The sequence below is a fragment of the Candidatus Pantoea communis genome (genome assembly GCF_011752685.1).
Classification (GTDB): Bacteria; Pseudomonadota; Gammaproteobacteria; order Enterobacterales; family Enterobacteriaceae; genus Pantoea; species Pantoea communis.
Genome location: NZ_VWXC01000008.1, coordinates 131,927 through 149,938, shown reverse-complemented (window position 1 = coordinate 149,938; position 18,012 = coordinate 131,927). Strand labels below are relative to the sequence as shown.

Annotated in this window: 19 protein-coding genes; 9 read left to right on the top strand and 10 right to left on the bottom strand. The window is 55.5% G+C overall.

Annotated features, from left to right (window positions below):
* Window positions 1–31: 31 nt before the first annotated feature.
* Window positions 32–1,552: an acetaldehyde dehydrogenase ExaC gene (exaC, locus tag F3J37_RS12735; protein ID WP_166933718.1), complete on the bottom strand. Its 1,521-nt coding sequence runs from the start codon at window positions 1,550–1,552 to the stop codon at window positions 32–34.
* Between the two features lie 291 nt (window positions 1,553–1,843).
* On the opposite strand from exaC, the gene F3J37_RS12730 reads away from it, so the two are divergent.
* Window positions 1,844–3,616: a sigma-54-dependent Fis family transcriptional regulator gene (locus F3J37_RS12730; RefSeq protein ID WP_166933716.1), complete on the top strand. Its 1,773-nt coding sequence runs from the start codon at window positions 1,844–1,846 to the stop codon at window positions 3,614–3,616.
* Here F3J37_RS12730 and F3J37_RS12725 read toward each other — a convergent pair.
* The gene (locus F3J37_RS12725; protein WP_034831052.1) at window positions 3,613–4,104 is read right to left on the bottom strand and encodes a YajQ family cyclic di-GMP-binding protein; all 492 of its coding nucleotides are present in this window, start codon (window positions 4,102–4,104) and stop codon (window positions 3,613–3,615) included. The genes F3J37_RS12730 and F3J37_RS12725 overlap by 4 nt on opposite strands.
* A 125-nt stretch (window positions 4,105–4,229) precedes the next feature.
* Between F3J37_RS12725 and panE the strand changes: the two genes are divergently transcribed.
* A complete protein-coding gene (panE, locus tag F3J37_RS12720) occupies window positions 4,230–5,150 on the top strand; it encodes a 2-dehydropantoate 2-reductase (RefSeq protein ID WP_045833921.1) in 921 nt (306 codons plus the stop codon).
* On the top strand, window positions 5,104–5,715 hold the full coding sequence (gene yajL / locus F3J37_RS12715) for a protein deglycase YajL (protein WP_166933714.1): 612 nt from the start codon (window positions 5,104–5,106) through the stop codon (window positions 5,713–5,715). Before panE ends, yajL begins: the two co-directional genes overlap by 47 nt.
* Before the next feature lie 121 nt (window positions 5,716–5,836).
* On the opposite strand, the gene thiI is transcribed toward yajL, so the two are convergent.
* A complete protein-coding gene (gene thiI / locus F3J37_RS12710) occupies window positions 5,837–7,285 on the bottom strand; it encodes a tRNA uracil 4-sulfurtransferase ThiI (RefSeq protein WP_097117496.1) in 1,449 nt (482 codons plus the stop codon).
* A 233-nt stretch (window positions 7,286–7,518) separates the two neighbouring features.
* On the opposite strand from thiI, the gene xseB reads away from it, so the two are divergent.
* The 4 genes from xseB (at window position 7,519) to F3J37_RS12690 (ending at window position 11,582) form a co-directional block, all read left to right on the top strand.
* The gene (xseB, locus tag F3J37_RS12705; RefSeq protein ID WP_034831045.1) at window positions 7,519–7,761 is read left to right on the top strand and encodes an exodeoxyribonuclease VII small subunit; all 243 of its coding nucleotides are present in this window, start codon (window positions 7,519–7,521) and stop codon (window positions 7,759–7,761) included.
* Window positions 7,761–8,660, top strand: coding sequence for a (2E,6E)-farnesyl diphosphate synthase (ispA, locus tag F3J37_RS12700; RefSeq protein WP_034831043.1), 900 nt, complete (start codon window positions 7,761–7,763; stop codon window positions 8,658–8,660). The genes xseB and ispA overlap by 1 nt, the downstream gene beginning before the upstream one ends.
* A gap of 19 nt (window positions 8,661–8,679) precedes the next feature.
* Entirely contained in the window at window positions 8,680–10,545 is a 1,866-nt protein-coding gene (dxs, locus tag F3J37_RS12695) for a 1-deoxy-D-xylulose-5-phosphate synthase (protein ID WP_166933712.1), read from the top strand.
* Between the two features lie 62 nt (window positions 10,546–10,607).
* Window positions 10,608–11,582, top strand: coding sequence for an aldo/keto reductase (locus tag F3J37_RS12690; protein ID WP_166933710.1), 975 nt, complete (start codon window positions 10,608–10,610; stop codon window positions 11,580–11,582).
* 149 nt (window positions 11,583–11,731) lie between these two features.
* Here F3J37_RS12690 and pgpA read toward each other — a convergent pair whose 3' ends face one another.
* The 6 genes from pgpA to nrdR all read right to left on the bottom strand — a co-directional run bounded on the left by pgpA (window position 11,732) and on the right by nrdR (window position 15,794).
* A complete protein-coding gene (gene pgpA, locus F3J37_RS12685) occupies window positions 11,732–12,220 on the bottom strand; it encodes a phosphatidylglycerophosphatase A (protein ID WP_034831038.1) in 489 nt (162 codons plus the stop codon).
* Window positions 12,210–13,187 (bottom strand): thiamine-phosphate kinase, encoded by a 978-nt coding sequence (gene thiL / locus F3J37_RS12680; RefSeq protein WP_166933709.1) that lies wholly within the window; start codon window positions 13,185–13,187, stop codon window positions 12,210–12,212. The genes pgpA and thiL overlap by 11 nt, the downstream gene beginning before the upstream one ends.
* 47 nt (window positions 13,188–13,234) lie before the next feature.
* Entirely contained in the window at window positions 13,235–13,654 is a 420-nt protein-coding gene (nusB, locus tag F3J37_RS12675; RefSeq protein ID WP_038648596.1) for a transcription antitermination factor NusB, read from the bottom strand.
* Window positions 13,655–13,673: 19 nt separating this feature from the next.
* A complete protein-coding gene (ribH, locus tag F3J37_RS12670; protein ID WP_034831031.1) occupies window positions 13,674–14,144 on the bottom strand; it encodes a 6,7-dimethyl-8-ribityllumazine synthase in 471 nt (156 codons plus the stop codon).
* 93 nt (window positions 14,145–14,237) lie between these two features.
* Window positions 14,238–15,341, bottom strand: coding sequence for a bifunctional diaminohydroxyphosphoribosylaminopyrimidine deaminase/5-amino-6-(5-phosphoribosylamino)uracil reductase RibD (ribD, locus tag F3J37_RS12665; protein ID WP_166933708.1), 1,104 nt, complete (start codon window positions 15,339–15,341; stop codon window positions 14,238–14,240).
* Window positions 15,342–15,344: 3 nt separating this feature from the next.
* Window positions 15,345–15,794 (bottom strand): transcriptional regulator NrdR, encoded by a 450-nt coding sequence (gene nrdR, locus F3J37_RS12660; protein ID WP_034831027.1) that lies wholly within the window; start codon window positions 15,792–15,794, stop codon window positions 15,345–15,347.
* Between the two features lie 172 nt (window positions 15,795–15,966).
* Between nrdR and lysM the strand changes: the two genes are divergently transcribed.
* Together lysM and F3J37_RS12650 are read left to right on the top strand one after the other, a co-directional pair.
* Complete coding sequence (gene lysM / locus F3J37_RS12655; RefSeq protein WP_166933706.1) at window positions 15,967–16,404, top strand: peptidoglycan-binding protein LysM; 438 nt, start codon at window positions 15,967–15,969, stop codon at window positions 16,402–16,404.
* Window positions 16,405–16,419: 15 nt separating this feature from the next.
* The gene (locus tag F3J37_RS12650; protein WP_166933704.1) at window positions 16,420–16,983 is read left to right on the top strand and encodes a SadB/YajI family lipoprotein; all 564 of its coding nucleotides are present in this window, start codon (window positions 16,420–16,422) and stop codon (window positions 16,981–16,983) included.
* Window positions 16,984–17,042: 59 nt separating this feature from the next.
* Here F3J37_RS12650 and secF read toward each other — a convergent pair whose 3' ends face one another.
* On the bottom strand, window positions 17,043–18,011 hold the full coding sequence (gene secF / locus F3J37_RS12645; protein WP_166933702.1) for a protein translocase subunit SecF: 969 nt from the start codon (window positions 18,009–18,011) through the stop codon (window positions 17,043–17,045).
* Between the last annotated feature and the right edge of the window lies 1 nt (window position 18,012).

Below are 18,012 nucleotides of genomic sequence, written 5' to 3'. Positions count from 1 at the left end.
TCTTTCACTCTCCATTTGATCGGATGCGGACTCAGAACAGGCCCAAAGGCGCAGTGCCATAGCTGACCAGCAGATTTTTGGTTTGTTGATAGGCGCTGAGCGCCATTTTGTGCGTCTCGCGCCCCACTCCCGATTGCTTGTAGCCACCGAAAGCTGCGTGTGCGGGATAGATGTGATAGCAGTTGGTCCAGACACGACCGGCTTTGATGCCACGTCCCATGCGATACGCCAGATTGGTATCACGCGTCCACACGCCCGCCCCGAGGCCAAACTGGGTTTCGTTGGCAATCGACAAGGCTTCCGCTTCATCTTTAAAGGTGGTGATGCCGATAACCGGCCCAAAAATCTCTTCCTGGAAACACCGCATCTGGTTGGTGCCTTTAATCAGGGTTGGCTGGATATAGAATCCGTTATCCAGTTCGGCAGCGACGTTGGCGCGATCGCCTCCGGTAAGAATTTGCCCCCCTTCGTCGCGCGCGATGTTGATGTAAGACAGGATTTTGTCGAATTGCTGACGGGAAGCCTGAGCACCGATCATGGTGTCAGTATCCAGCGGATCGCCCCGACGGATGTTTGCCACTTTCTCCATCACCCGCGCCATAAACGGCTCATAGATCGATTCATGGATCAACGCACGTGATGGACAAGTACAGACCTCACCCTGGTTGAAGAAACCGAGCACCAGCCCTTCCACCGCTTTTTCGATAAAGTCCGATTCACCCTCCATCACATCGGCAAAGTAGATGTTCGGCGACTTGCCGCCCAGCTCGACGGTGCAAGGAATGATGTTTTCAGCCGCGCACGCCATAATATGACGGCCCACTGGCGTAGAACCGGTGAACGCGATTTTGGCGATACGTTTGCTGGTGGCCAGCGCTTCACCGGCTTCACGGCCAAAGCCCTGCACCACGTTAAGCACGCCGGCCGGGAACAGATCGCCGATCAATTCCATCAATAGCGTGATGGCCAGTGGCGTTTGTTCGGCCGGTTTCAGCACCACGCAGTTACCTGCCGCCAGCGCCGGAGCCAGTTTCCATGCCGCCATTAACAGCGGGAAGTTCCACGGGATGATCTGCCCGACCACGCCCAGCGGTTCGTGGAAGTGATAAGCAACGGTGGTTTCATCAATCTCAGCGGTGCTGCCTTCCTGCGCACGCAGACAACCGGCGAAGTAGCGGAAGTGATCCACCGCCAGCGGCAGGTCGGCGTTGAGGGTTTCGCGGATCGGTTTGCCGTTGTCCCAGCTCTCCGCCACAGACAACATTTCGAGGTTTTGTTCAATGCAGTCGGCCACCTGCAGCAGCAGATTGGCACGATGTTGCACGCTGGTTTTTCCCCAGGCGTCAGCGGCCTGATGAGCAGCGTCCAGTGCTAAATCGATATCCCGCGCGTCAGAACGCGGAAACTGCGCAATATCGCTGCCATCAACAGGCGAGGTGTTCGTAAAATACTGGCCGCTGAGCGGCTCTGTGAATTTGCCCGCAATAAAATTGCCGTAGGTCGCTTTAAAAGTGACCAAAGCGCCGGGCGTGCCGGGATGTGCATAACGCATCGCAAACTCCTTCGTGTAGGGTCGTTTATTGTTAGCTGGCAGCGGCAACCTGTGGGTCAACAGATTGAACAGCCCGCTGCCGTACATACCTATTGCAGCGGGCGTGCCAGTTTTTTTCAGCTTGCGAATTTTCTAAAAATCGTTGTATCTATCATCGATTTATAAAACAAATAGCCCTTTTAAACGCACGGGTTCTGCCACCAAAATCTTCATCTGTGTTGCGTATCGCAACACCGAAGAAACCAAGCCGCTACAATGCTGCAACACTTTCGCTTAGGCATGAGGTTACCAATGCAGGGAAATTCAGCCGCGTCTGCCGTTAATACCAACCCGCTTTTGAGCGACTCCTGGTTTCGTAGCCAGCTGTATGGTCTCGACCGCACCGCCGATGATTTTCCTCGCGTCCGCCAGGGTGAGCTGGCTGATGTGCTGGCCAGTAATGCCGGGCTACAACAATTCGCCCAGCCGGTGATCAAACAGCTGGCGCAGAAACTGGCGGAAAAACAATCCGTAGTGATTCTTTCTGATGCCACCGGACTGGTACTGAATACCTTTGGCGACATGCAATCGATGGAGAAAGCGCAGCGATTCGCCCTCGCCCCTGGCAATTTGTGGAGCGAATGCGGGCGCGGCACCAATGCGATTGGCACCGCGCTAGCGATTGACGATGGCTGTGAAATTGAAGGCCAGCAACATTTTCTCACCTTGAATCAGGGGCTCTACTGCGCCGCCATGCCGTTGCAGATGCCCAACGGTCAGATTGCGGGCGTGCTGGATATCTCTGGCCCAGCGCACTTCCCGCATCCGCAAACGTTTCAGTGGGTCAAAGCCGCCGCTAAACAGATCGAGTATTTGTGGGTTAAGCAAAGCCTGCATCCCCAACAATGGTTGATGAGCCTGCACGTTGAGCCGCACGGCATTGATACCAGTGATGAGTTGCTGCTGGTGTTCTCCGATAATGTGCTCACCGCCGCAAACCGCCTGGCGATGCGTGAACTCAATCTCACCACCGGGCAGTTGGGCACCCTGACATTCCAGCAGCTGTTTGATCAGCTCGAACAGCAGGCCAACACCATTCCTTTACCGATTCATTTTGCACAACAGCGCTACTACTTCCGCCTGCGCGCTCCGCACCGCACCCACTTTGCTACGCCAAGTGAACCCAGCGTGGATCTTCCCTTCTCACTGGGTCGCGATGGCGAGAAAATGGTGCGTCTGATGAATGCCGGAGTGTCGTTGTGCATTCACGGTGAAACCGGCAGCGGTAAAGAGTATGTCAGCCGTGCGCTGCATCAGCAGAGTCGCTGGCGTGATGGGAAGTTTGTCGCCATCAACTGTGCTGCTATTCCGGAAGCGTTGATTGAATCAGAGCTATTTGGTTATCAGCCTGGCGCCTTTACCGGAGCCAGCAAAAATGGCTACATCGGCAAAATCCGCGAGGCGGATGGTGGCGTGCTGTTTCTTGATGAAATTGGAGATATGCCGCTGGCGCTTCAAACCCGTTTGCTGCGCGTGTTGCAGGAAAAAGAGGTCGCGCCGCTCGGTTCCAGTCGCAGCTGGCCGGTGAGTTTTGCCGTGATCTGCGCAACACACCGTGATTTGGCGCAGCGTGTGGCCGAGGGCGAGTTCCGCGAGGATCTTCTCTATCGCTTGCAGGAATTTTCCATGACCATCCCGCCGTTGCGTGCCTGGCCTGATATCAAAGACTTTATTGGTCGGTTGTGGATTGAGCTGGGCGGCGCAGATCGCGATATCCAGCTTTCTCCCGCCTTGCTGGCATCGCTGGCACAATTGCCATGGCCGGGCAACGTGCGGCAATTACGCAGTCTGTTGCGCGTGCTGCTGGCGTTGGCGGACGAAGGGGAAGAAGTCACTGATGTGCATTTGCCAGCCGAATATCGCCGAGCAGCGGCGGTGCCAGCGGAAGATAAGCAGAGCCATGATGAGCGGCTGATTAGCGAAACGCTCCAACGCTTTAATGGCAATATCAGTAAAACGGCGGAGGCATTAGGTGTCGCGCGCAGCACGCTCTATCGTCGTGCCGCACGCGACAAACGCGATTAGTCGCGGAAGTTCTTGAACTGGAAGGGCTGACCAAGGTTGCCACCGCGCACCAGCGCCATTGCACCCTGCAAATCATCACGTGATTTACCGGTCACGCGCAGCTCTTCACCCTGAATCTGCGTTTGCACTTTCAGCTTGCTGTCTTTAATCAGCTTCACCAGCTTTTTAGCGATATCGCTTTCGATACCCTTTTTCAGCTTGGCTTCTACGCTCCAGCTTTTACCGCTGTGAATGATCTCTTCTGGCACTTCAATCGCTGCGCCTTCAATGCCGCGTTTCAGCAGCTTTTCACGCAAAATATCCACCAGCTGTTTAACCTGGAAATCAGATTCGCTGGTGATTTTGATGGTCTCATTCTTTTCGTTAAGCTCAATGCTGGCGCTCACATTGCGGAAATCGAAACGGGTTGAGATTTCACGGCTGGCATTCTCCACCGCATTACGCACTTCCGGCAGTTCGACTTCGGAAACGATATCGAAAGATGGCATCTTTTCTTCTCCTGATACTAAAGTGACATGCATAATACGCGTCTTATGGCGCTAATTAAACACGATACGCGGAAAGCTATACTTAACGATGTCGTGAAATTGAGAACCCGTCAGCGGGAGGCAAAATGAAAATTACCGTGTTGGGTTGTGGCGCCCTGGGTCAAATTTGGCTCGCCGCGCTCGCACGTCAGGGACATGAGGTTCAGGGCTGGTTGCGCGTGCCGCAGCCCTATTGCTCGGTGAACGTGATTGATCCGCAAGGACAAGTCAGCAATCACACGTTTATCGCCAACGATCCGCTGTTTCTTGCCGAAAGCCAGCTGTTGCTGGTGACACTAAAAGCGCCACAGGTTTCCCCGGCGGTCAAAAACCTGCAAAGCATCCTGCCTGCTCATGCTGCCATTTTGTTATTGCACAATGGCATGGGCACGCTGGAAGAGCTGAAGGAGTTGCAGCAACCGCTGCTGCGCGGCATTACCACCCACGCGGCGATGCGCGATGGCACGGTGATCAAACACGTTGCGCAGGGCATCACACATATCGGTCCCACCGGACGTGAAAGTGCCGCGATGAGCGATATCGCCGATATCCTGCATCAGGCGCTGCCGGACGTGGCCTGGCATGACAACATTGCTTCTGCCAGCTGGCGCAAACTGGCGGTGAACTGCGTAATTAATCCGCTTACCGTTGAACACGATTGCCAGAACGGTGCCCTGCGCGCCTGGCCGCAGCAGATTGCCACGCTGTGTGAAGAGATTGCCTGGGTGATGGAGCGTGAAGGCCAGCACATTGCGGTTGATAACCTGCGCGACATCATCTATGACGTCATCGACAGCACCGCAGCGAATACCTCCTCAATGTTGCAGGATGTGCGCGCCCAGCGCCTGACAGAAATTGACTACATCACCGGCTACCTGCTGCGCCGCGCTCGCGCGCAGGGCATTGCGCTGCCGGAGAACACACGTTTGTACGATCTGATTAAACGCAAGGAGTCCCAATATGAGCGCGACCGCATCGGTTCTGGTTTGCCTGGCACATGGCAGTGAAGAGATTGAAGCTGTCACCACTATCGACCTGCTGGTCCGCGCGGGCTTAAGCGTCACCACCGCCAGTGTCGAAAGCGATGGCACGCGCGAGATTATCTGCTCACGAGGCGTGCGCCTGCTGGCCGATGCGCCACTGGTTGAGGTGGCGGATAACGATTATGACGCCGTGGTGCTGCCCGGCGGCCTCAAGGGCGCAGAGACCTTCCGTGACAGCCCACTGCTGGTGGAAACCGTACGCCAGTTTCATTTGGCAGGGAAAATCGTTGCCGCGATTTGTGCCGCACCTGGCACGGTGCTGATTCCGCACGATCTGTTCCCGGTGGGCAATATGACCGGTTTTCCTGGCTTGCGCGACACCATCCCTGACAAACACTGGATGGATCGCCGTGTGGTATGGGATCCGCGCGTCAACCTGCTATCCAGCCAGGGTCCAGGCACTTCGATTGATTTTGCACTGAAGCTGATTGCTCTGCTGGTGGATAAAGAGAAAGCGCGTGAAGTGGCGTCACAGTTGGTATTAGCGGCGGGGATTTATAACTATCAGGAATTTGAAGAGCGTGAATAACCGCATTGTCATGCAGTAGAAAGCACTTAACGGTAGCGGCGCAATGTATTGCGCATGTCACAGTGGCAAGGTGCCGAGTGTGACACGCGCGATGAATCACGCCGTTACCAGGTTATCACCGTTACGGACGATAGACCTTCACGTTTTTAAAGCCTTGCTCATGCAGATACAGCGCCTGCAAACGGCTCATCACGCCGCGGTCGCAATACAGCAGCCAGGTTTTGTTCTGATCCAGATCGCCAAACTGTGTGCTCAATTTGTAGAACGGCAGAGATTTCACATCCACGCCTTCCAGCGCCAGCGGTGATGCCTCTTGTTCATCCACAGAACGGATATCCAGCACCACATCATCTGCGGTGAACGAGACCACCGTCTCCACTTCCACCACTTCTTCCTGTGCCTTCTCCGCAATCTCGCGGATATCGACGTTGCTGGCTTCCTGCACCATGCGATTGAGGATCTCGAAATCGAAGTTTTGCTCTTCTGCTTCGATCTTCGCCTTCACCGCTTTTACCGTTGGGCTTTTCGAAATCACACCGCAATATTCCGGCATGGTTTTAGCGAAATCTTCGGTGCCGATATGGCGCGCCAAATCGATGATGTGCTCTTTATCATGCGAGATCAGCGGACGCAGGATCAGGGTATCCGAGGCGTTATCAATCAGACGCAGGTTGGTCAGTGTCTGGCTCGATACCTGGCCCAGCGCTTCACCGGTCACCAGCGCCTGAACGCCGTAGCGCTCAGCGACCATCGACGCTGCACGCACCATCATGCGTTTCAGCACTACGCCCATCTGGCCGTCGTCCACTTTCTCTAAGATCTCGCCCACCACCGGCTCGAAGTTGATCGCCACGAAGCGCACGCGATGCGAACGACCATAACGCTGCCACAGATAATGCGCGACCTGACGGACGCCGATTTCATGGGCGGCACCGCCGAGGTTGAAGAAGCAGTAGTGCACGCGGCAACCACGACGCATCAGCATATAACTGGAGACGCCGGAGTCGAAGCCGCCAGAAATCAGCGACAGCACATCTTCTTGCGTCCCGATGGGGAAACCACCCAGCCCTTCATAACGGCCGGTGATCAGCAGCAGACGATCGTCTTCGATCTCAAGGTTGACCGTCACATCAGGATTTTTCAATTGCACGCGTGCAGTCTCAATGTGCTGATTGAGACCGCCACCCACGTAACGCTCAACCTCAATCGAGCTGAAGCTGTGTTTGCCACGACGCTTCACGCGCACGCAGAAACTTTTCCCTTCCAGACGTTCGCGATTCAGTGCCAACGTCTGCTCGAAGATATCGTGCATATCGGTGTAAGGCTGATCCTCAACCTCCAGTACATGGTGAATACCGGGAATACGCGTCAGTTCATCAATAACGACGGTACGCAGTGCTTCTTTTTTAGCGCGTACTTCAATATGGTCCCAGTGACGCACCACGGCGATTTCGTCGTCGACAGTACGCAGGGTATTGCGGATGTTACCGGTCAGGATCTTGATAAAGCGCAGACGCACCGACTGACTTTTGATGGTGATTTCAGGGAAGAGCTTAATGATAAACTTCATGGCGACACAGCTTCGTTGGGCAAATAAGTGCTAAAACCATCGGCACTTAACTGGTAAAATCATATAATTACGGGTACCGCAGAAGCGCCCGCATCCGAGGCGCAAAAGTATACCACCTTTGTCAGATGACCGCTTCTGCAACCGCAATCACATTCATTATTTTGCTAATTAATCCTCGTCGGCTACCATGACCGATTGCAAGATGATTCCTAACCTGTGAGTCGACACTGATTATGCCGAAAAAAGCCGAAGCGCCAGCCAGTTTTGAAAGCGCATTACAGCAGCTGGAACAAATCGTCAGCCGTCTGGAAAGTGGTGAACTGCCGCTGGAAGAAGCACTGAACGAATTTGAACGCGGCGTACAGCTGGCACGCACCGGTCAGCAAACCCTGCAGCAGGCTGAACAGCGCGTGCAGATCCTGCTCAGCGATGACAAAGATGCCGCGCTCGCGCCGTTCACGCCGGAAAATGACTGATGGATTTCGCCAAATTACTCAACGCGTATCACGAACGCGTCAATCTGGCGTTGACACGCTTAATAGATCCACTTCCTTTTCAGAGTTCTCCTCTGGTGCAATCCATGCAATATGGGGCACTATTAGGCGGTAAGCGTCTGCGTCCATTTTTGGTTTACGCCACGGGCGAGATGTTAAAGGCCGATGCGGCCAGCCTGGATGCCCCGGCCGCTGCCGTAGAGTGCATTCATGCTTACTCTCTGATTCATGATGATCTGCCCGCGATGGATGACGATGCGTTACGTCGCGGACAGCCAACCTGCCATATAAAATATGGTGAAGACACAGCAATTCTCGCTGGTGATGCGTTGCAAACCCTGGCGTTTTCGATTCTGGCCGATGAGCCGATGCCCGGCGTCAGCCCGCAAGATCGCATTGCGATGATCTCCGAACTGGCTCAGGCCAGCGGTGTGGCAGGCATGTGCGGTGGCCAGGCGCTGGATCTCGCCGCAGAAGGCAAGCACATCGACCTCGCCCAGCTCGAGCAGATTCATCGTCATAAAACTGGCGCTTTGATTCGCGCTGCAGTGCGTCTTGGCGCATTGACGGCGGGTGAACGTGGCCGTGCGGCACTTCCGGTCCTGGATACCTACGCCAACGCCATCGGACTGGCGTTTCAGGTGCAGGATGACATTCTTGATGTGGTGGGCGATACCGCGGTGCTGGGCAAAACTCAGGGCGCGGATCAGGCATTGGGTAAGAGCACTTATCCGGCGCTGATGGGACTGGATAATGCCCGCAGTAAAGCGTGGGATCTTTATCAGGAAGCACTGGGCGCGTTAGAGATTCTGGCGGCGCAGTCCTACAACACCACCGCATTACAAGCACTGGCAAGCTTCATAATTGAACGCGATAAATAACTTTCATAATGAGTCTCTGATGAGTTTTGATATTGCAAAATACCCGACACTGGCATTAGCGAGCACGGTTCAGGAATTACGTTTACTACCGAAAGAAAAACTTCCGGTACTGTGTGACGAGCTGCGTCAGTATCTGCTGGATAGCGTGAGCCGGTCTTCCGGCCACTTTGCTTCGGGTCTGGGCGTCGTCGAACTAACAGTCGCGCTGCATTATGTTTATAACACCCCGTTTGACCATCTGGTGTGGGACGTTGGTCATCAGGCCTATCCGCACAAAATTCTGACCGGACGCCGCGATCGTATCGGCACTATCCGCCAGAAAAATGGCCTGCATCCGTTCCCGTGGCGCGGCGAAAGTGAATACGACGTATTGAGCGTCGGTCACTCATCGACCTCGATCAGCGCCGGATTGGGCATGGCGGTTGCCGCTGAGCGTGAAGGCAAAGGGCGTCGTACCGCCTGTATTATTGGCGATGGCGCCATCACCGCAGGTATGGCGTTTGAAGCCATGAACCACGCAGGCGATATCAAACCTGACATGCTGGTGATCCTCAACGACAACGAGATGTCGATCTCGGAAAACGTCGGCGCACTCAACAATCGTCTGGCCCAGATTCTCTCCGGTAAAACCTACTCACGGCTGCGCGAAGGCGGCAAGCGTGTGTTGGGCGGCCTACCTCCGATCAAAGAGCTGGTGAAGCGCACCGAAGAGCACCTGAAAGGCATGGTGGTGCCGGGCACGCTGTTTGAAGAGCTGGGCTTTAATTACATCGGTCCGGTTGATGGCCACGATGTGCTGACGCTGGTGAGCACGCTGAAGAATATGCGTGACCTGAAAGGCCCGCAGTTCCTGCACATCATGACCAAAAAGGGCAAAGGCTACGCGCCTGCCGAGCAGGATCCCATCGCCTGGCATGCGGTACCGAAGTTCGATCCGGCCAGCGGTTCTCTGCCGAAAAGCGCGCCAGGCCTGCCGAGCTACTCGAAAATTTTCGGTAGCTGGCTGAGCGAAATGGCCGCTGACGATCCGCGTTTAATGGCGGTGACGCCGGCGATGCGTGAAGGTTCTGGCATGGTCAGCTACTCTCGTGATTATCCGCAACAGTACTTTGACGTGGCGATTGCTGAACAGCATGCGGTGACCTTTGCTGCAGGTATGGCGATTGGCGGTTATAAGCCGGTGGTGGCGATTTATTCCACCTTCCTGCAGCGCGCTTACGATCAGCTGATTCACGATGTGGCGATCCAGAAACTGCCGGTGCTGTTCGCTATCGATCGCGGCGGCATTGTTGGCGCTGATGGGCAAACGCATCAGGGTGCATTTGATATCGCCTTCCTGCGCTGTGTGCCCGAAATGGTGATCATGACGCCAAGCGATGAAAATGAATGCCGCCAGATGCTTTACACTGGCTATCACTATCAGGCTGGTCCAAGTGCAGTACGCTATCCGCGCGGCACGGGCACTGGTGCCACGCTGGAGCCGTTGGCCAGTCTGCCGCTGGGCAAAGGCATTGTGAAGCGCCGTGGTGAAAAGCTGGCGATCCTCAACTTCGGCACGCTGTTGCCTGAAGCACAGGCTGCCGCTGAAGCGCTGAACGCCACGCTGGTAGATATGCGTTTTGTGAAGCCCCTGGATGAAGCCTTGATTGCCGAACTGTCCACCAGCCATGATTCGCTGGTGACGCTGGAAGAAGGCGCGATCAAAGGCGGAGCCGGTAGCGGCGTCAACGAATACGTGATGGCGAAACGCCTGCGTGTGCACGTGCTGAACCTCGGCCTGCCAGATGAATTTATTCCGCAGGGCACGCAGGAAGAAGTTCGCCAGGATTATCAGCTGGATGCCGCCGGTATTCAGCAGCAAATCACTGACTGGCTGGCACAGTAATCCCCTCCCCGCTCCTGCTGCTATGCTTAGGGCATTCCTAACGCATAAGAGCAGGAGCTCCCATGAAAACCATTCGTTTAGGCCAAACCGACTTACAGGTTTCGCGTCTCTGTTTAGGCTGCATGACTTACGGCGATCCGATGCGCGGCAATCACGCATGGACCCTGCCCGAAGAGAGTAGTCGACCGCTGATCAAGCAGGCGCTGGACGCGGGCATTAACTTTTTCGATACCGCCAACAGCTACTCCGATGGCAGCAGTGAAGAGATCGTCGGGCGTGCGCTGAAAGATTTCGCCCAGCGCGACCAGGTTGTTGTCGCCACCAAGGTCTATTTCCCGCTCAGCAACCTTTCTCAGGGGCTGTCACGCAAGAACATTCTGCAATCCATCGACGACAGCCTGACGCGTCTCGGCATGGAGTATGTCGACCTGCTGCAGATTCACCGCTGGGATTACGACACGCCGATCGAAGAGACGCTTGAGGCGCTGAATGAGGTGGTGAAATCGGGTAAAGCGCGCTACATCGGCGCTTCTTCGATGCATGCTGCACAGTTCGCTCAGGCGCTGGATCTGCAAAAGCAGAATGGCTGGGCGCGTTTTGTCAGCATGCAGGATCAGTACAACCTGATTCAGCGCGAGGAAGAGAACGAAATGCACCCGCTGTGTGAACGTGAAGGCATCGCGGTGCTGCCGTGGAGCCCGCTGGCACGCGGCAAATTGACACGTCCATGGGGCGAAACCACCGCACGTTCGGTATCGGATAACGTGATAAAAAAACTCTATACCGGCACCGAAGAGAACGATGCGGCGATTGCAGAGCGTCTGGCGACCATTGCCGCTGATAAAGGCGTGACGCGTGCACAGGTGGCGCTGGCGTGGCTGCTGCATAAACCGGTGGTCACAGCCCCTATTATCGGTGCATCGCGCGAGCAGCAGTTTGCAGAGTTGGTCAAAGCAGTGGATGTGGAGCTGAGTTCAACGGATATCGCCGAGCTGGAAACGGTGTATCAATCGCATCCGGTGGTAGGATTCGAGTAATGATTTAACAGCCCGCGTCCTGCGGGCTATCCTGGCAGACTCATTCCGTTCAGCGCTGCGGATTGCCAGCCCCTGAACGGCACCAGCTTGCTCTGAAGCTTTCGTACGCGTTGTGAAAGAGGGCACGTGAGTTAGGCGCACCTGCCGAATTAAAGCACCAGCCCCAATCCATACAAAATCGCCGCTGATATCACGCCCGCGATAATATCATCGACCATAATGCCCATGCCGCCATGCACGTTCTGATCGAACCAGCGAATCGGCCAGGGTTTCCACATATCGAAGATGCGGAAGATGACAAACCCGGCCAACACCCACTGCCAGCTCATCGCCGGAATCGCCATCAGCGTAATCCACATGCCGATAAACTCATCCCAGACGATGCTGCCGTGATCATGCACGCCCATGTCTTTCGCCGTTCGATGGCACAGATAAACGCCCACGCTAATGCCAATCAGCACCAGCAGCGAATAGATCTGCAGTGGCAGAAAGGTCATCAACCACCAAAACGGAATCGCCGCAATCGAACCGGCAGTACCCGGCATGATCGGGCTCAGGCCACTGCCAAAACCGGTTGCCAACAGATGCCAGGGATTGCTCAGGCGCAGGCGGCTTTTCGCTACATCTTTACTTCGCATTAAAGTGATCAAATCCCTTGTGATTAAAACGACGTGGCTTGCCATTTTCCAGCAGCGTCAACCCGTCGGCTTCAGGCGCAATCTGCCCGATGCAGGTATAAGGCACACCAAGATGACCCAGCGCCACGTCCAGCGCACCACGATTGACTTCCGGCACGGTAAAGCACAGCTCATAATCTTCGCCGCCACTTAACGCCCAGGTCAGCACCTGTTCCGGCTCAAAATGATCGCGCAACGCAGCAGACAGCGGCAACGCTTCCAGATTGAGGCGCGCACCGACGCGGCTCGCCGTGAGAATATGGCCGAGATCGGCAATCAAACCATCGGAGATATCGATCGCCGAGGTCGCCAGATTGCGCAGCGCCTGGCCCTGCAACACGCGTGGCATCGGGCGCAGATGGCGCTTGATCAACACTTCATGGACAGCCGGATCGTTCAGGCGATGACAATGTTGTAGCAGCGACAGGCCAGCCGCGCTGTCACCCAGCGTACCGGTGACAAAGATCCAGTCGCCAGGTTTGGCCCCCGAACGCTTTAATGCGCGTCCTGTCGGCACCAGACCGTGAATCCCCAACGTCAGGCTCAGCGGTCCGCGCGTGGTATCACCGCCAATCAGCTGCATATCGTAGTAATCCAGCAGCTCAAACAGGCTGTCGCTGAATGCGGCCAGCCAGCTTTCATTCACTTCAGGCAAGGTAATCGCCAGCGTCAACCACGCCGGATCGGCACCCATTGCCGCCAAATCACTGAGATTCACGGCCAGTGCTTTGTAACCCAGATCGGCAGGATGGATATCACGCAGGAAGTGCACGCCCGCCACCAGCGTATCGGTGCTAATGGCCAGCGTCTGTTTTTCGGGCACGTTCAGTAACGCACAGTCGTCACCAATTCCCTTCTCCACATCGCGGCGGGAGCTGGTAACGCGGTTAAAATAACGTGCGATCAGTTCGAATTCACCACAGGACATAAGTCAGGTCTCAATGAGAAAAAGGCCGGTAAACCGGCCTTTCGCATTTATTTTTTATTGGGTCGAATTTGTGGGGCTGCTTTATCCAGCACGCCGTTGACAAACTTGTGGCTGTCTTCGGCGCCAAACACTTTGGCCAGTTCGATGCCTTCGTTGATGGCCACTTTATAAGGCACATCAGAACGTTTGCTCAGCTCATACAGCGAAAGACGCAGAATGGCTTTTTCTACCTGACCCAGCTCTTCCAGCTGACGTGACAGGTAAGGCTTCATCAGACCGTCCAGGTACGCGCTGTTAGTCGCCACACCGGCCAGCAATTCGCGGAAATAGCTAATATCGACGTCTTTGACGTCTTGTTCCGCCAGAAACTGGTATTCCACATCGGCAATGTCGTTGTTCGACAGCTGCCAGGAGTAAAGCGCCTGGACAGCGCACTCACGGGCGCGACGACGAGCAGCAGGTTTCACAAAATTCCCCTTCCAAAAATCAGGCTTTGATGGCTTTCAATACGTTAATCATTTCGAGTGCAGTCAGGGCCGCTTCGGCGCCTTTATTACCTGCTTTAGTGCCGGCGCGTTCAATCGCCTGCTCGATGTTTTCGGTGGTTAACACGCCGAAAGTCACCGGAATTTCGCTGGTCATCGCCACGTTGGCAATGCCAGAACTGGCTTCACCTGCCACATATTCGAAGTGGGCGGTGCCGCCACGGATCACGGTTCCCAGCGCCACGATCGCGTCGTGCTTACCGGCTTTCGCCAGTGCGCGCGCTGCCAATGGCAGTTCGTAAGCGCCTGGAACCCAAACCACAGTGATGTTTTCTGCTTTGACCTGGCCAATACGCTTCAGCGCATCCACCGCGCCATCCAGCAGGCTGTCATTAATGAAGTTGTTAAAACGCGCAATAACGATGGCAATGTGAGCATCAGGCGTGGCAACAGGAGCTTCGATAACTTTCATACATATCCTTTGGGTGTTTGATTTATGGCCCCGCAGAAGGGGGCGGATTCTATCATACTCTTCGGCGACGCGCTCAGGCTTTTCAGTCGGTGCTTAAGCGGGCGTCAGGGTAAGCCGCAGGTCCGCGCCAACCCTGCGCACATCGCTGAACTTCAGCTCTGGCGCATCAGCCAATTGTTCCAGTCCAGGCAGCTCACACAGACCGCGTGCCGCATTGCCCAGTAGTTTCGGTGCCACATAGACAATCAGTTCATCGACCAATCCAACCTGCAACAGCGCACCGGCTAAACCGGCACCGGCTTCGACCCACACCGAGTTAATCTGCCGCTGGCCGAGTAACATCATCATCGCCACCAGATCCAGTTGCTCTCCGCGCAGCGGCACCGCAATCTGGCTGACGCTGTCTGGCCAGGTTTGCTGATCGATTTCACTACGCATCAGCCAGGTTTCACCCGGCTGACTCATCAGTCGATGTTGCGGCGTCACACGCTGCTGGCTATCAATCACCACGCGAATCGGCTGACGCAGCGTGGCTTCATCCAGCTGCTGGCGTGCATCTTCATTCAGTTCGCCCCAGCGCACCGTTAATGACGGATCGTCTGCCAGCACTGTGGCACTCGAGGTAAGAATAGCCGAACTCTGGGCACGTAATTGTTGCACATCGCGCCTTGCCGCCGCCGAGGTGATCCACTGACTTTCGCCACTGGCCATCGCGGTGCGCCCATCAAGGGATGCGCCGAGTTTGAGCTGAATCCACGGGAAGCCAGTGCGCATACGTTTCAGAAAACCACGATTCAATGCTTCCGCTTCGCTCATCATTAAGCCGTGGCTGACTTCAATGCCGGCCTGCTGCAAACGATACAAGCCGCGTCCCGCCACTTGCGGATTGGGATCCTGCATTGCCGCCACCACGCGACTGACGCCCGCAGCGATCAACGCATCGCAACACGGCGGCGTGCGGCCATGATGGCTGCAGGGCTCCAGCGTGACATAGGCGGTTGCGCCTTTAGCTTTTTCACCCGCCATGCGCAGCGCGTGCACTTCAGCATGCGGCTCGCCCGCACGGTGATGCCAGCCTTCGCCGACAATCTCGTCGTCGCGTACAATCACGCAGCCAACATTAGGATTAGGTGTGGTGGTAAAACGTCCGCGACGCGCCAGTTCCAGCGCGCGCGCCATGTAGCGTTCGTCAGTCATGGCTTAGTCCTGTAAGCGGGCGATCTCTTCGCCAAAATCACGGATATCTTCGAAACTGCGGTATACAGAAGCAAAACGGATATAGGCGACTTTATCGAGTTTCTTCAGCTCTTCCATCACCAGATTACCGACCAGCTTGCTGGGAATTTCGCGTTCGCCGGTGGCCCGCAGTTGCGTTTTAATGTGGTTGACGGCGTTATCCACCGCATCGGCGCTCACCGGGCGCTTCTCCAGCGCCTTCATCATGCCGCTGGCGAGCTTATCTTCGTTAAAGGGTTCACGCACATCGTTGCTTTTCACCACGCGCGGCATCACCAGCTCAGCCACTTCAAAGGTGGTAAAACGCTCATGGCACACCAGACACTGGCGGCGGCGACGCACCGATGAACCTTCACTGACCAGGCGAGAATCAATCACTTTGGTGTCCACAGCGGAGCAGAAGGGGCAATGCATGACGTTTCCTGTCGCGAGATAAATAGGCCACACAGTGTAGCGCGATCTTCAAAGCAACTGAATACACGCGACCGAATCACCGCCCGGCTCACAGACGCAGGATGTCACGCTCTGTAAACATGAAAAGCCACTAAGCTTAAACAGCCAATCCGGCACATTTGCAGGAGGTCACATGGGTCTGTTCAATTTCGTGAAAGAAGCAGGTGAAAAGTTATGGGATGCCGTCACCGGCGCTGACGATCCCAGCAAAAAACTACAGGATCATATTAATCAACTCGGCTTACCTGACAGCGATAAAGTCAAAGTCGATGTGCAAGGCGACACCGTTACCGTGAGCGGTGATGGCATTTCACAGGAGCTGAAGGAGAAAATCCTGGTGGCCGCCGGCAACGTGGCAGGGATTACCAAGGTCGATGACAAGGTCACCGTGACCGACAGTGCACCAAAAGCGGAATTCTACACGGTGAAAAAAGGCGACACCCTGAGTGCGATTTCCAAACAGCTCTACGGGAATCCCAATGAATACAACAAGATTTTCGCAGCAAACAAGCCAATGCTGACGCATCCTGATAAGATCTACCCCGGCCAGGTATTACGTATTCCGAAATAACAGAAAGGACAATGCATGACGATCAGGACGTTTTGGGCGCCCGCCGCACTTTCGCTGCTGGTGCTCAGTGGTTGTAGTTCAACGCCGACTTCACCGCAGGTCAAAGAGTTACATCAGGAAGTCAGCCAGCTTAACCAGCAGATGCGCAAGCTCACCAATCAGGCAACGGCGCTGGAAACTCAGGGTCAACTCAATGGGCAATCGACCCAGGGGGCATGGCTATTGCCGCAAGCCAACACTCCCGTCGAGTTACAGACGCAGGTGGGCAAATTGCGCCTGTCACTGTCTCGCGTCGAGGGGGAAGCCAGTGGTAGTCGCGCCAACCTGAATATCCGTTCCACCGATGACCAGCCGATCCCCGCGCTGAGCGCCACCGTGGTATGGGGTGAGCTGGATCCAGCCAGTGGCAAACCGCTGAATGCGGAGAGTCTGAGCCAGACCATTCAGGTTGAGGCGAGTCTGATGCCACGCAGTTCGGTAACAGTGCCGCTGCGCCTGAGCGGACTGACGCCGGAGCAACTCGGCTTTGTGCGCGTGCATGATGTGCAGAGCACAGCAGCCACCAAAACCGCGCCCTGATCAGCAGGCATAAAAAAACGGGCTGCCCTTAGGCAGCCCGTTTCATTTCATCAGCAGAATTAAGGCAGGATCGAAGGCTGATCTGCGCCCTCTTTCTCCACTTTCTGCACCAGCATGTGTTCACGCTTCATACCCAGTTTCAGCGCCAGAGCAGAAGAAACATAGATAGATGAAACGGTACCGATGGTGACACCGATCAGCATGGTCAGCGAGAAGCCTTTCAGCAGCGCGCCACCAAAGATGAACAGGATCAGAATCATCGCCAGCGTGGTCAGCGAGGTGATCAGGGTACGGCTCAACGTTTGGGTCAGCGACACGTTGGTGATGTCGTAAGAGGAGCCGCGACGGATCTTGCGGAAGTTCTCACGAATACGGTCGGAAACCACGATTTTATCGTTAAGCGAGTAACCAATCACCGACATCAGTGACGCGACAATCGTCAGGTCGATCTCGATGTGTGACAACGCCAGAATGCCGCAGGTGATGATGACGTCATGCGCCAGTGCCAGCACAGTGCCCAGCGCCAGACGCCACTCAAAGCGGAAGCCGATATAGATCAGAATCGCAATCAGTGCCGAGAGCAGCGCCATCGCACCGGCCTGCGCCAGATCGCTACCCACGCTTGGGCCGACGAACTCAATGCGCTTCACCGTGGCGTTCTGTTGCGTGGTCTGGTTAATCGACGACACCACTTTGTTGCCGAGTTCCTGACCTGCTGCACCAGTGGCTGGCGGCATACGCACCATCACGTCACGGCTGCTGCCAAAGTTCTGCACCAGCGGCTCCTGGAAGCCCGCTTTCAACAAACCTTCACGCAGTGCGTCCAGATCGGCCGGTTTTTCCAGGTTAATCTCAATCACCGTTCCGCCGGTAAAGTCGAGGCCCCAGTTGAAGCCTCGCACACCGATAATGGCGATAGACGCCACAATCAGCAGACCGGAGATGATGAATGCCAGCGTATCCCAGCGCATAAAGTCGACGACCTTACGCCCGTGGTTCAGCTGCTCAATACTATATTCCTGTGCCACA